Consider the following 13,062-nt stretch of genomic DNA (forward strand, 5'->3'; position numbering starts at 1 on the left):
TTTCTGTGTCAAACCCTATGATCGATCGGGCGCCGGTCAAACCCTTCGACCCGATCGCCTGTCAGGCGGCCGCCGCGCGCAGCGAAGGTCAAGGGCGGCCGGACGCTTGCCAATCGCTGCCGACGCTCATCGCGCCGCAATTGGTGGCAAGCAGGTCCGGCCGGCGAAGCCTTGCCCTTGACGGAAGCGAGCACGGTGGCAGGACTTTCGCGTGTCGGGATAGCGGTGCATGCGCTGTCATCCGGCGAAGCGTGACGATGCTGTGTGTATGCGTCATGCTCCTCCCTTCTGCATCAGCTGCTTACGCAGGACCTCTTTCTCATGGCGAGGGGCCGGCTCTCTCCAACGCCAAGACTTCGTCCGCTGATCCCTGGTCGGCTCATATCCGGGAAGCCGCGAAACGCTTTGCCCTTTCCGAGCGATTGCTTCGCGCAGTCATGCATGTCGAGAGCGTCGGTGATGTTCATGCGGTGTCGAGCAAGGGCGCGATGGGTCTGATGCAGATCATGCCTGCGACGTGGGAAGAACTGCGGATCAGGTATCATCTCGGCGATGATCCTTATCGACCGCACGACAACATTCTTGCCGGTGCAGCTTACCTCCGCGAGATGCTCGACCGCTTCGATCGGAGCGGCTTTCTCGCTGCCTACAATGCCGGTCCCGGGCGCTACCAGGAACATCTTGCGACGGGCCGTCCGCTGCCGCGAGAGACAGTCGACTATGTCAGGAAACTCGCCCCGCTTATCAATGGTTCGGTTCCTATTCCTTTGCGCCCGCGACGAGGAGCGGGCAGAGCGAGTGCACTGGGTTCAGCGATTTTCGCGCACGTCGTAGACACACCGAATGGCTTAGCTTCGCGAGACGAAAGCGAAGCCGAAGGTCCCGTTGAGACTGTGTTCACCGCGATCCGCTCCCCCAGTTTGCGACCACCGGTGGGTAAAGCGATCACCGATCTTACAGCGCTCGCACCGCAACCGGACGGCTCACTTCGTGAAGGTGCGTCAGATCCGAATCCCTCTATTCGTCGCCCGTTCGTGCAAGATTCCTTCGCGACATCACAATGATTGGCGCATTCCTGGGCAGTTGCATTCGGGCCTGTTCCGTCGTGGAAATTGCCCTGGGTAGGTTGGCCGTGAGAGAGATCGTAAGCGTCCAGCCACTGCACGTCAGGTCAGGCTTGACATGATTCCTCGATTTGCAGGCTCGAAGAAGCAGCACGCCGACGCGGCCTCTTATTCTCTGGAAGCCTCCAATTTCGCGATCACTGCTTCGGCACGTTCTATCGCGGCACGAAGCTCATCGCTCTGCCATGAATCGGCGGAATGTCCATCGTCGAAGGATCGATCGTGGGTCTCTCTGGCGCGCGATGTCAGCTCCCGAAGCGCGGCAATGGCCTCGGCAAGCAGTCTTGCATCTGTTCCATTTGCTGAAGACTGTGTCACCTGCTTATCCCCTTCACATTGCAATTATGAACCATCAACCGGGGTCGCCACAACATACGACCATCGCCATCGTGAGTTGCCCAATTCAGCGAGAAGCTGGTCTTGCTCAGGCAGCGGCTAGGCCTTTGGGAACACGACGGTTCTTGGTCCATTTGCTCAGAGTTCTTCCGGGCCATCACAATGAACACTGCTTTTCCGGTCAATCGCATTCCGGCCTGTTCCGTTGCGGAAATTGCGGTGGGAGAGCTGGCCGTGAGAGAGGTCGAAGAGGGATGGCAGGATAAAGGGCCGCGATGTGCGGCTCGGTCGGGGTGTTGGATCTCAAGGGTTTGCGCACTGGTTCTGCGATGTGCGCGAGAAATCCGCGATGTGCGCGATCAGCAATTTCTCAAAGTTTTCAACAGAGGCCGCACCTTGCGGGAAGAATGCTCATGAGCACGGATAACGAATTCCGCGTCCGGCCTGGCCGCATTCGTTCCCGGGCCAGTCAGCGTGCACGCCCCTTCATCTTCCAGGCACTGGCCGCTGCACAAAGGGCAGGGGGACATATCTCGCGCAAGGGAAACGTCATCTCCTCACGCGCCTCGACGTTCGGTCGTGGCAGGTCGGCGAGCATCCGCGCCAATCGGCTCATTACCGGCCGCTCACGCGGCGCCGTCGTAAAGGCACGGGTTGTCCGGCAGTTCAGGGGATCGACGCCGCTCGCCGCCCATCTCAAATATCTTGGTCGCGAGGGTGTGGCCCGCGATGGCGAGAAAGCAAAAATGTTCGGGCCGGACGGGGACGGGGCTGATCATGATGCCTTCTCAGAACGCTGCAAGGATGATCGGCACCATTTCCGCTTCATCGTCTCTCCTGATGACGCCCAAGAGTTGGGCGACCTCAAGAGTTTTGCTCGCGGCCTCATGGTCGATATGGAGCGCGACCTCGGCACCAAACTCGACTGGATCGGCATCGATCACTGGAACACCGAACATCCTCACGTCCACATTCTTGTGCGCGGCGTGGCCGATGATGGCGAGAACCTCGTCATCTCGCGCGACTACATCCGCCACGGAATGCGAGATCGAGCGGGCGATATCCTCACCCAGACGCTGGGACCTCGGACCGATAAGGACATCCGCCGAACAGTCGAACGACAGATCGACACCGAGCGCTGGACACAGCTCGACCGCCAGCTTGTTCGCGATGCCGATCGCCTTGGCATCATCGATCTCGCGCCGCCTCGCAGCCACCAGCCCGACGAGTTCCTCACGCTTAAGATCGGCCGGCTGCGCAAGTTGGAACGACTTGGCCTCGCCGGCGAGATTCGTCCAGGCCAGTGGACCATTGCCGAGGAGGCTGAGACGACGTTGCTTGCGCTAGGCGAGCGTGGCGACATCATCAAACGCATGCATCGCAGCCTATCCGGCCATGGCGTCGAAAGAGGCGCGGCCGACTATGTCCTTGCAACTGAGCAGACAGCCAAACCTGTCATCGGTCGGCTGTTGGAGCGGGGCCTCGACGACGAGCTGCGGGGCTCGGCATACGCCGTGGTCGATGGTGTCGACGGACGGGTCCATCACATCCGGTTTCAAGATCTTGATGCAAGCGGAGATTCAGCACCTGGCTCCATAGTTGAGCTCCGCAACTACAAGGATGCGAAGGGCCATGGTCGTGTCGCGCTCGCCATCCGTTCAGACTTCTCCATCGAGGAGCAGATCAGCGGCGGCGGCGCGACTTGGCTCGACCGTCAGCTTGTCGCGAGCAAACCCGTCGAACTCGGGGAGGGCGGCTTTGGCCGGGAAGTGAAACAGGCGCTAGAGGATCGCGCCGATCATCTTGTCAAGGAAGGCCTCGCACGGCACGAAGGTCAGCGCGTCATCTTCTCTCGCAACCTGATCGACACGCTACGCGATCGCGAGGTGAATCTGCTCGGCGCTCGGCTGGCTGACGAGACCGGACTGCCATTCACGAAGGCTTCGGGAGGAGGCCAAGTAGCTGGAATCTACCGGCAGCGTTTCTCACTCGCGTCTGGCCGATTCATCATGATCGATGAAGGACTTGGCTTCCAGCTCGTGCCTTGGTCGCCATCTGTCGAACGGCAGCTCGGAAAACATGTGTCCGGCTTCGCCAGTCCAGGGGGCGGAGTCGATTGGATCTCTGGAAAAAAGCGAGCATTGGGGTTGTGAATTGTGATGTCTTTCGTGCTGAATCTCGTATTCGGCAACGGACACTCTGCGATCGCCATCGACGGCAGCTTTGCGCCTCACGCCGGACCTAGAGGCCAACTTTGCCTGTTCCGAAAGCCGACGTTGCAGGCGACCGCTCTGGAGGTCGCCGTCGGGTCGCCCGCGGTTATTCAACCTTGCATGGATGGCTACTTTGGCCGGTTTAACGGACGTAGCCGTGCGCCTGTCGGCCTCGACGGGCGTTGTACGCTAAATGCAATGCAATGGCGGTTGTACAAAAGGTGACACCGGCGCTGATAAAGAAGACAACGCTCAACCCTGCTCTATCGGCAGCCCATCCCAGCGCCGGGCTTCCTAGAGCCATCGCGACATCCAGAAAGGCCGTGTAGATGCCCATCGCCAACCCGCGGTTTTGCGGCGACGTGCCACCAACCGCCTCCACGCCAAGCCCGGGGTAGACCAGGGAGTAACCCAGGCCCGCCAGCGCGGCTCCTAAGGAAGCAAGCACACTGCTTCGTGCCAACCCGATGAGCAGAAGCCCGGCTGACTGCACCAGCACGAACAGCAGGGCGATCTTTGCACCGCCGTACCTGTCAGGCAAATGACCGTAGACCACACGCGCTGCGATCAGCGCAGCTCCAAAGGCGGTAAATCCAACCCAGACGGGCCGCCAATGATTGCTGGCATAGAGAAGGGAGCTGAAGGTAAGGATTGAGCAGTAGCCGACACTGGCGAGTGCCGCACCAACGCCTGGCAGCCATACCGCGCCAAAAACCCCTCTCAAATCGGATTTTCTCTGCCGCAACTGTATCCAAGGGTTCGGCGCTCGCATGAGTGATCCCAGGACGAGCAACGGCAATAGTGTGGTCAGCAGCCCTATCGCCGCAAAGCCGTAGGCTGTGAACAACATGGTTCCCAATGGTCCGCTGAAGGCCAATGCCGCGAACATCGCAGTGCCGACCCATGCAATGACTTTCCCCGAATGCCCGGCATCCACGAGCGCCAGGCCCCAGGCCACGCCACCTGTGATGATAAAGCTCTCGGCACCGCCCAGCACCGCGCGTCCGACGACGAGGATCGAGACGGAGAGAACGGGCGAACGCGCGACGGCAACGGACAGGAGATAGAGCAGCCCGGCAGCCGCTGCCGTAACCAGGCCCACGAGAACGGCTCGTTTCCCTCCGTTCCCGTCCGCAAAGGAACCCGACCACACGCGTGAGACCAGGGATGCCGCGAACTGCGTTCCCGCAACTAGGCCGACAACGACACTACCGAATCCCAGATTGTGGCTGACGTGCAGCGGAAGCACAGGCAATGCTGCGCCGATGACAACAAACCCGGCCAACACCGCCGCCATGGCTGGCAGCAAGGTAACCGCGACCGAAGGCGATGGTGTTGGCGATGATGTCGGCAGGTGTGTCATTCGTCAGAAGCAATCTGATGATGTTGTTTGCGGGGCCTCGGTTCGGATCACCAGGGTTGGTTGGCGGGTCCGACCGTGAACTCGTTGATCGTGGTGTCTTCCGGTGCGTCGATGGCGAACGCAACCACGTCAGCGATCCGGTCCGGCGAGATTCCGAATTTGTCATAGGTATTCTGCATCGCGGCGGCCGTGCCTTCGTCGCTGATCGTTTCAAGCAGTTCCGTGTTGATCGCGGCCGGATAGATGGTCGCGGTGCGGATGTTAGTCCCTTCCATGGCGGACTCCATGCGCAGCACTTCCATGAAGTCGCGCACGAACCATTTCGTGCCTCCATAGACCGCGCCGTTCGGGTAGGCCTTGAGCCCGGCGACCGAAGAGGTCGCGATGACGTGTCCGGATTTCCGTGCGAGGAACTCCGGCAGCACCGCGGCGACGCCGTTCAGGACGCCCTTGACGTTCACGTCGACCATCTGGTGCCAGTCCTTTGTCTTCATTGCCGATAGTGGCGAGATCGGCATGAGGCCGGCGTTGAGGAACATGACATCGACGCGGCCGAACGCCTTCCTGGCCAGCTCGACGATCGCGTCGTTGTCGGACTGCTTCGTAACATCCAGTTCCATGTAGGTCGCCTGACCGCCGTCCTTAGCGATCTCGTCGGCGATCTGCTTCAGCCTATCGGCGCGCCGCGCGCCAAGGACGACCTTGGCGCCTTTGCTCGCGAGCAGCTTCGCGGTTGCCTCGCCGATGCCTGACGATGCTCCGGTGATGATTACGACCTTGTCCTTGATCATGGCAGTTCTCCAAAGTTGAGGGTTGGTTTCTCAGGCGCCGTATTGTGCGTCCGTCACATGCTCCATCCAGTCGACGACCCTGCCGTCCTTAACCTCTTGGAGCGCGATATGGCTCATAGCTGTCTCGGGCGCCGCCCCATGCCAGTGCTTCTCTCCCGGCGCGAACCAGACGACGTCGCCGGGCCTAATCTCCTCGACCGGGCCTCCCTCGCGCTGCGCGCGGCCTCGGCCGGAGGCGACGATCAGCGTCTGCCCCAGCGGATGCGTGTGCCAGGCCGTGCGGGCGCCCGGCTCGAAGGTCACCTGAGCGCCTTGGACTCGCGCGGCGTCGAAGGGGTTGAAGAGCGGATCGATCCGCACCGTGCCGGTGAACCAGTCCTCCGGGCCTTTGCCGGAAGGCCTCGTGCCTGCGCGAAGAATGTCCATAACTGATCTCCCTTGTGTCCTCAGATGCGTTCGATGTGGAGCGAGAACTCGCCGCGCACATGCAGGGCCTGCTCGCCCCCGTCGAAGCGGCCGAGCCTGATCAGCCCTGGATGGCGGTAGTCCTCGTAGAACATCGCCAGGTTGCCCCAGGGCATGAAATAGCAGAGGTCATAGGGCTGCTCGTTGGCGAACGGACCGCTTCCCTCCTCGGTTAGCTTGCGCGGCAGATAGGCGATCTTCTCGTTATGCGCATAGTCCTCAATGTTGAGGTCCAGCGGCAGCATGGAGAAGAAGTCGCGCGCCGACGGATTGTCGTAGAGCGTGGCGGTCATCGTGCGGCCGTTGAAAATCATCCTGATCTTCATGTCGGTGGGCTCCTGGCTGGCTGGGTCCTTGCCCCCTTGGCTGGCGGCTGCGCGCGGCAAGGCCGCCACGGCGAGCGCGGCGCCGAGCAATGTCCGGCGGCTGAGCGTCGCACGCTCGATGGTCATGGCAAGGACCTCTGGGCCACATGCGACGCGGCAAAGGCGGCAAGCGCTGATCCGCCGAGCATCACCGCGCCGAAGGTGAAAGCTCCCCACCAGCCGACCGTATCGAAGAGCGTGCCGCCGATGGCGGCGCCGCCGGTGATGGCGAGCTGGATGACCGCGACCTGCAGCCCGCCGCCGGCCTCGGCGTCGTCAGGTAACGTGCGGCTGAGCCACGTGCCCCAACCAACGGGCGCGGCCGTGCCGAAGAAGCCCCAGCCAACGAGCAGAAGCGCTGTAGGGACCGGCGAGGCACCGAGGGCGACGAGCGCAACTGCTAGCGCGGCCATGACCAGGGGGATGACTATGAGAATGCCGAACAGGCGCGTCCGCAAAAGCCGGCCGACGCACCAGGTACCGAGGACCCCCGCCAGCCCCATCGCCAGCAGGATCGCCGAAAGCGCGGCGATATCAAGCCGGGTGACGCTCTCGAGGAAGGGGCGCAGATAGGTGAAAAGCCCGAACTGGCCCATGAACAGCATCATGATCGACGCCATGCCGATGGCGACTGGAAGACGGCCCAGCAGCGCCAGCGGATTGCCTGGACGTTTCCTTTGGCGCGGGGGCAGGGCTGGAAGGCTGATCCACTGCCAGACCAGCGCCAGCAGGCCGAGCGGCACGACGAGAAAGAAAGCGCCGCGCCAGCCGATATAGGCTCCAAGAAAGCTACCCACTGGTGCGGCAATCGTGGCGGCAATGGCATTGCCAGCGTTCAGCATGGCGAGGCCTTTTGGAACCATGTCTTGCGGCATCAGGCGCATGACGATCGCGGTCGACATCGACCAAAAGCCGCCGATCGCGATGCCGAGCAGTGCGCGGCCAACCATGAGGAGCGCGTAATTCGGCGCAAAGGTGACGGCGAACCCGGAGACAATGAGGAGAGCCGTAAAGCCGGTGACGACCAGCCGGCGGTCAATTCGCCGGGTGAGGCCGGCGACAAGCAGGCTGGTCACGACGGCGAAAGCACCCGAAATCGAAATTGCCTGTCCGGCGTGCCCGGCGGTGATACCGAGATCGGCCGCGATCGGGGACAGCAGGCTGACCGGCATGAATTCCGAAGCAATAAGCACGAAGACGCACAACGACATCGAGAGCACCGCTCCCCATGCGGAGCGGTCTTCGAGGGACGTTGTGTCGTAGGTCGTTTCCATAATTGGCATCCTTGCAAGGCGACCGGGAGCGGATCAGCCGCGATCCCCGTCGCCATGCCCGGAATATATCGACGCGGAACCCATTCTATTAGACTGAGGAATTCGCATGGACTTATCTGCTTGTGATATGAATGCAGGCCAGGAGGTGACCTATGCAGCGCGATGGCATGAAGGATCTGCTCTGGTTTGTGGCTGTCGCCCGGGAGCGCAGCTTCACCAAGGCGGCAGCCAAGCTCGGAACCTCGCAGTCGACCCTGAGCTCGACGATCAAGGAGCTGGAAGCTCGTCTTGGCGTCCGCCTGCTGACGCGCACGACACGGAGCGTCGCCCCGACGGAGGCCGGCGAGCGGCTTTTCCAATCTCTTGGCTCGCGCTTCGACGAAATCGAGGCCGACCTTGCAAGCCTGGTGGCCTTTCGCGACAAACCCTCCGGAACGGTCCGCATCACGCTGTCCGACCATGCGCTCCAGACGACTGTCTGGCCGAAGCTGCAGCCCGTGCTTGGCGACTATCCCGACCTGCGCGTCGAGCTCTACAGCGACAACGCTATGAAGAACATTGTGGAGGAGCGCTTTGACGCAGGCGTGCGGCTCGGCGAGAGCATCGACAGGGATATGATTGCAGTGCGGATCGGTCCAGATTGGAGGCTCGTGGCCGTGGCTTCGCCGGAGTACTTTGCCCTCCATCCGGTGCCAACCACCCCCCAGGACCTGGTCGATCACGACTGCATAAACATGCGGCAGGCGACGTTCGGCGGATTGTATGCCTGGGAATTCGCCAGGGATGGCCGCGACCTTCGCGTGCGGGTGGAAGGACAACTTACCTTCAATTCGTCCCTACCCATGATCGAGGCTGCGATACGCGGTTGCGGGATCGCCTATGTCCCGGAAAATCTCGTAAGCCACCACATCGCCAGCCGACGGCTCAGGCTGGTGCTTGACGATTGGAGTCCGCCATTTGCGGGCTATCACCTCTATTACCCGAGCAGGCGGCAGCTCTCGCCTGCGATGTCGGTGATCGTCGAGGCGCTCCGCCATCGCATCTGAACAGCCAAGCCCACTCCTTGCCCTGGGTTGTGAGGGGACGATGCGGGTGGCTATGTTCAACCGCACATGGCCGAGGTCTTCAGCGTTCCAATCTTGCAACAGCAACGATCAGCCAACTCTGAGCTTGTTTGCGATGGCTGCTCCAAGAAGTTTTGCCCTGACACCGGACGGTCCGCTCCCGGCCCATCTGCAGTCATTTCGAAACTCCCATCATGGCGAACTCCGATATCAAGCGGCACAGCCGTGTCTGCTCAGCCAGTCCTCGATCAGCAGAAACAGCACTGCAACGAACAAGTCCGTGTAGGTCGGACTACCCGGCGGTTCCGTAAACTGTCTTGTGTTCTTGCGTATGCGGACATTCGATATTTCTGTGGGCGCCCCAAGCCTCAGCCAAAGAGACGATGCATGCCGGCGACCAAGATATTGTGGGGGCAACTCGTTGCCGTGCTTCTGATCGTGCTGGTCACTACTTGGGGCGCGACGCAGTGGACCGCATGGCGGCTTGGATTCCAGCCGCAGCTCGGGGATCCATGGCTCGAGCTTGCCGGCCATTCCATCTATCCGCCGCCGGCCTTTTTCTGGTGGTGGTTTTTCTACGATGCGTATGCGCCAGACATTTTTCTGGAGGGCGCGCTGATCGCAGCGAGCGGCAGCTTTATCGCGATCGCAGTGGCCATCGGTATGTCGGTGTGGCGGGCACGGGAGGCGAAGAACGCCGCCACATATGGTTCTGCACGCTGGGCGACCGGTAAGGAGATCCAGGCCGCCGGGATGATCGGACCGGACGGGGTGGTGCTGGGGAAGCTGGAGGGCGATTATCTCCGCCACGACGGCCCAGAACACGTTCTGTGCTTCGCGCCCACACGAAGCGGCAAGGGTGTCGGCCTTGTCGTGCCCTCGCTCCTGACGTGGCCAGGCTCGGCGATCGTTCACGACATCAAAGGTGAGAACTGGGAGCTGACGGCCGGATGGCGAGCGTGTTTTGGCCGTATCCTGCTCTTCGATCCAACCAATGCGTCCTCTGCTGCTTACAACCCTTTGCTGGAAGTGAGACGCGGCGAATGGGAGGTCCGCGACGTGCAGAACGTTGCCGATGTCCTGGTCGATCCCGAAGGCTCGCTGGAACGCAGAAACCATTGGGAGAAGACCAGCCACGCGCTCCTGGTCGGTGCCATCCTGCACGTTCTCTATGCCGAGAATGACAAGACGCTTGCCGGAGTTGCGAATTTCCTTTCCGATCCGCAAAGGCCGATCGAGATGACACTTCGCACAATGATGCTGACGAAGCATTTGGGCGAGGGCGGGCCACATCCGGTGGTGGCATCGGCGGCACGGGAACTGCTGAACAAGTCGGAGAATGAACGCTCCGGCGTGCTCTCGACAGCAATGAGCTTTCTGGGTCTCTACCGCGATCCGGTGGTGGCGAACGTGACATCCCGCTGCGACTGGCGTATCGCCGATCTAGTCGAGGACGAGCGGCCAGCGACACTCTATCTTGTCGTGCCACCCTCCGACATCAGCCGTACCAAGCCGCTCATCCGGCTCGTGCTGAACCAAATCGGGCGAAGGCTGACGGAAGAGCTTCATGCGAAGGATCGACGGCATCGTCTGCTAATGGTGCTCGACGAGTTTCCTGCGCTCGGCCGGCTCGATTTCTTCGAGTCGGCCCTCGCGTTCATGGCGGGCTACGGCATCAAGTCTTTCCTGATCGCCCAGTCGCTCAACCAGATCGAAAAAGCGTACGGTCCGAACAACTCCATCCTCGACAACTGCCATGTGCGGGTGAGCTTTGCCACCAACGACGAGCGCACGGCCAAACGCGTCTCCGACTCGCTGGGAACGGGAACCGAGATGCGGGCCATGAAAAACTATGCCGGGCATAGGTTGTCGCCCTGGCTCGGGCATCTGATGGTCTCACGGCAGGAAACAGCGCGTGCGCTGATGACGCCCGGCGAGATCATGCAACTACCACCGACCGATGCCATCGTCATGGTTTCGGGCCTGTTCCCGATCCGGGCCAAGAAAGCACGGTATTTTGCCGATCCACGTCTCGCAGGGCGTGTCCTGCCGCCACCGAACCCTGAAACGGCCTCAGGACCACTGCGCCCGGATGACTGGACCGGCGCAACAGTCCCTGCGGTGCCGGAAGGCAATCCTCTGCAATCCGGGCTCTCTGCGGATACGCAGGACGAGGATCCGGCAAACGGTGGCATCCGCCGCCAGCCGGAGCTCCCGGAACACGAGGATGTCGCGCCGGAACGGGCAGTGCTGCGCGGCGACGAGTTCGATCTGGACCGGGACGAATCCGATGATGATGCGGTCCGTCGGCGGGTGGTCGATCAGGCCATGCGGCGCGCTGCACGGCAGGCGAGCCTTGATCCGAATGACGGCATCGAGCTCTGACCGGTGAAGAACGCGAAGAAGAAACGGCTCTCCGCCTACCTTGATCCTAACGTCATGGATGCGCTTGCTGACTATTCGGCGAGGCGCGACGTATCCCTGTCGCTGATAGCCGAGGCCGCGATCGCCTCGTTTCTGTCACCGGATGCCGAGGAGCGCAAGGAGGCGGCGATCACCCGTCGTCTCGACCAGATTGACCGGCGCGTGCAGCGTGTCGAGCGCGATGTCGGCATCGCGATCGAGACACTGGCGCTGTTCGTCCGCTTCTGGCTCAACTCGACCCCGGCGTTGCCCGAATCCGCGCAGGCCGAAGCGCGCGCGAAAGGTCTGCAGCGGTATGACGCGTTCGTTGACGCGCTTGGCCGCAGGCTGAGCAAGGGACCGAAGCTCAGACAGGAAATCGCTGATGAAGTCCCGCCGGCGCCGCCAGCCGGCGCGGATGATTCCCCGTCGCGGTAGATGGCAGCGACAGGCCGGCGAGATCGCCGCACCGCATTCAGCAAGTCTCTGCACGCCGCGTTGCACTCACCGGTTTTGCCTGTTGCAAGGCCGGTATTCATGCCTCTTCTAATCATCCCCGACCGCGGCACGAACAGGCTCGCCGCAGCGAACGGGGACTATCGTGGCAGGCAATCATCATTCTGGCAGGGAAGCGGTGTCGCGCGGCGCGCGCATGCTGCGCACGGCGCTTGGACCGGCCATCGCCCGCTTCCTCGAGGATCCTGAGATCGTCGAGGTGATGCTGAACCCGGATGGACGCCTTTGGGTCGACCGGCTGGGAGAAGGGCTCTGCGCCTCCGATGAACTGCTGGTCCCGGCCGACGGCGAGCGCATCATCCGCGTGGTCGCCCACCATGTCGGTGCGGAAGTTCATGCGGGTGCGCCGCGCGTGTCGGCCGAACTTCCGGAGACAGGCGAACGTTTCGAGGGCCTGCTGCCACCGGTCGTCATGGCACCGACCTTCGCCATCAGGAAGCCGGCGGTCGCAGTATTTGCCCTCGGTGATTACGTCACTGCGGGGGTCATGACCGTGGGCCAGGCCGACGTGCTGCGGCTTGCCGTCGAAAGGAGGAAAAATGTTCTGGTCGCCGGTGGTACGTCGACGGGCAAAACGACGCTGGTCAATGCGCTGCTGGCCGAGGTTGCCAGAACCACCGACCGCGTCGTGCTGATCGAGGATACGCGCGAACTGCAATGTGCCGCGCCCAACCTGGTGGCGCTGCGTACCAGGGATGGTGTTGCCTCGCTGTCCGATCTGGTCAAGTCCTCGCTGCGGCTTCGGCCCGACCGTATCCCGATCGGTGAGGTTCGCGGCGCGGAAGCGCTCGATCTGCTGAAGGCCTGGGGCACCGGCCATCCAGGCGGCATCGGCACCATTCACGCTGGTTCTGCTACTGGCGCACTGCTGCGGCTCGAGCAGCTTGTGCAGGAGGCCGTGGTCACGGTCCCGCGCGCCCTCATTGCCGAGACCATCGACCTCATTGCTGTCCTCGCTGGCCGGGGTGCTGCGCGCCGTCTCGTAGAGATCGCGTGGGTCGAAGGTCTTGATCCCGCCACCGGTGACTATCGCACGCTCAACGCCAGGCTCGAGAGTGCCACAGCCACATATCCCCAGTCACCATTGGAGCTTCAGAATGAACCCGATCCGCTTCACTTCATCGTCTATCCCTAAGCCTGGTGTGCTG

Annotated in this window: 12 protein-coding genes; 6 read left to right on the forward strand and 6 right to left on the reverse strand. The window is 62.1% G+C overall.

Going from position 1 to position 13,062, the window contains the following annotated elements; genetic code table 11:
• The first annotated feature begins 17 nt into the window (after positions 1 to 17).
• Positions 18 to 1,064: a lytic transglycosylase domain-containing protein gene (locus tag AC0NIL_RS32090; protein WP_473573694.1), complete on the forward strand. Its 1,047-nt coding sequence runs from the start codon at positions 18 to 20 to the stop codon at positions 1,062 to 1,064.
• 168 nt (positions 1,065 to 1,232) lie between these two features.
• On the opposite strand, the gene AC0NIL_RS32095 is transcribed toward AC0NIL_RS32090, so the two are convergent.
• The gene (locus AC0NIL_RS32095) at positions 1,233 to 1,442 is read right to left on the reverse strand and encodes a hypothetical protein (RefSeq protein WP_128338029.1); all 210 of its coding nucleotides are present in this window, start codon (positions 1,440 to 1,442) and stop codon (positions 1,233 to 1,235) included.
• A gap of 431 nt (positions 1,443 to 1,873) precedes the next feature.
• On the opposite strand from AC0NIL_RS32095, the gene AC0NIL_RS32100 reads away from it, so the two are divergent.
• The gene (locus AC0NIL_RS32100) at positions 1,874 to 3,613 is read left to right on the forward strand and encodes a relaxase/mobilization nuclease domain-containing protein (RefSeq protein WP_473573695.1); all 1,740 of its coding nucleotides are present in this window, start codon (positions 1,874 to 1,876) and stop codon (positions 3,611 to 3,613) included.
• 202 nt (positions 3,614 to 3,815) lie between these two features.
• Here AC0NIL_RS32100 and AC0NIL_RS32105 read toward each other — a convergent pair whose 3' ends face one another.
• The 5 genes from AC0NIL_RS32105 to AC0NIL_RS32125 are packed head-to-tail and all read right to left on the reverse strand — an operon-like array spanning position 3,816 to position 7,931.
• On the reverse strand, positions 3,816 to 5,036 hold the full coding sequence (locus AC0NIL_RS32105) for an arabinose transporter (RefSeq protein ID WP_473573696.1): 1,221 nt from the start codon (positions 5,034 to 5,036) through the stop codon (positions 3,816 to 3,818).
• Positions 5,037 to 5,083: 47 nt separating this feature from the next.
• The gene (locus AC0NIL_RS32110) at positions 5,084 to 5,827 is read right to left on the reverse strand and encodes an SDR family oxidoreductase (protein ID WP_473573697.1); all 744 of its coding nucleotides are present in this window, start codon (positions 5,825 to 5,827) and stop codon (positions 5,084 to 5,086) included.
• A gap of 30 nt (positions 5,828 to 5,857) precedes the next feature.
• Positions 5,858 to 6,253, reverse strand: coding sequence for a (R)-mandelonitrile lyase (locus AC0NIL_RS32115; protein WP_473573698.1), 396 nt, complete (start codon positions 6,251 to 6,253; stop codon positions 5,858 to 5,860).
• Positions 6,254 to 6,273: 20 nt separating this feature from the next.
• Positions 6,274 to 6,744 (reverse strand): cyclophilin-like fold protein, encoded by a 471-nt coding sequence (locus AC0NIL_RS32120; protein WP_473573699.1) that lies wholly within the window; start codon positions 6,742 to 6,744, stop codon positions 6,274 to 6,276.
• The gene (locus AC0NIL_RS32125; RefSeq protein WP_473573700.1) at positions 6,741 to 7,931 is read right to left on the reverse strand and encodes an MFS transporter; all 1,191 of its coding nucleotides are present in this window, start codon (positions 7,929 to 7,931) and stop codon (positions 6,741 to 6,743) included. Before AC0NIL_RS32125 ends, AC0NIL_RS32120 begins: the two co-directional genes overlap by 4 nt.
• Before the next feature lie 152 nt (positions 7,932 to 8,083).
• On the opposite strand from AC0NIL_RS32125, the gene AC0NIL_RS32130 reads away from it, so the two are divergent.
• From AC0NIL_RS32130 to trbB, 4 genes are all read left to right on the forward strand, one after another.
• On the forward strand, positions 8,084 to 8,977 hold the full coding sequence (locus AC0NIL_RS32130) for a LysR family transcriptional regulator (protein ID WP_473573701.1): 894 nt from the start codon (positions 8,084 to 8,086) through the stop codon (positions 8,975 to 8,977).
• Between the two features lie 405 nt (positions 8,978 to 9,382).
• Entirely contained in the window at positions 9,383 to 11,380 is a 1,998-nt protein-coding gene (locus AC0NIL_RS32135; protein WP_473573702.1) for a conjugal transfer protein TraG, read from the forward strand.
• Positions 11,381 to 11,434: 54 nt separating this feature from the next.
• A complete protein-coding gene (locus AC0NIL_RS32140) occupies positions 11,435 to 11,836 on the forward strand; it encodes a CopG family transcriptional regulator (RefSeq protein WP_128338208.1) in 402 nt (133 codons plus the stop codon).
• 214 nt (positions 11,837 to 12,050) lie between these two features.
• The gene (gene trbB, locus AC0NIL_RS32145; protein WP_473573733.1) at positions 12,051 to 13,049 is read left to right on the forward strand and encodes a P-type conjugative transfer ATPase TrbB; all 999 of its coding nucleotides are present in this window, start codon (positions 12,051 to 12,053) and stop codon (positions 13,047 to 13,049) included.
• Positions 13,050 to 13,062 lie beyond the last annotated feature (13 nt).

This window comes from Mesorhizobium sp. WSM1343 (assembly GCF_055901535.1).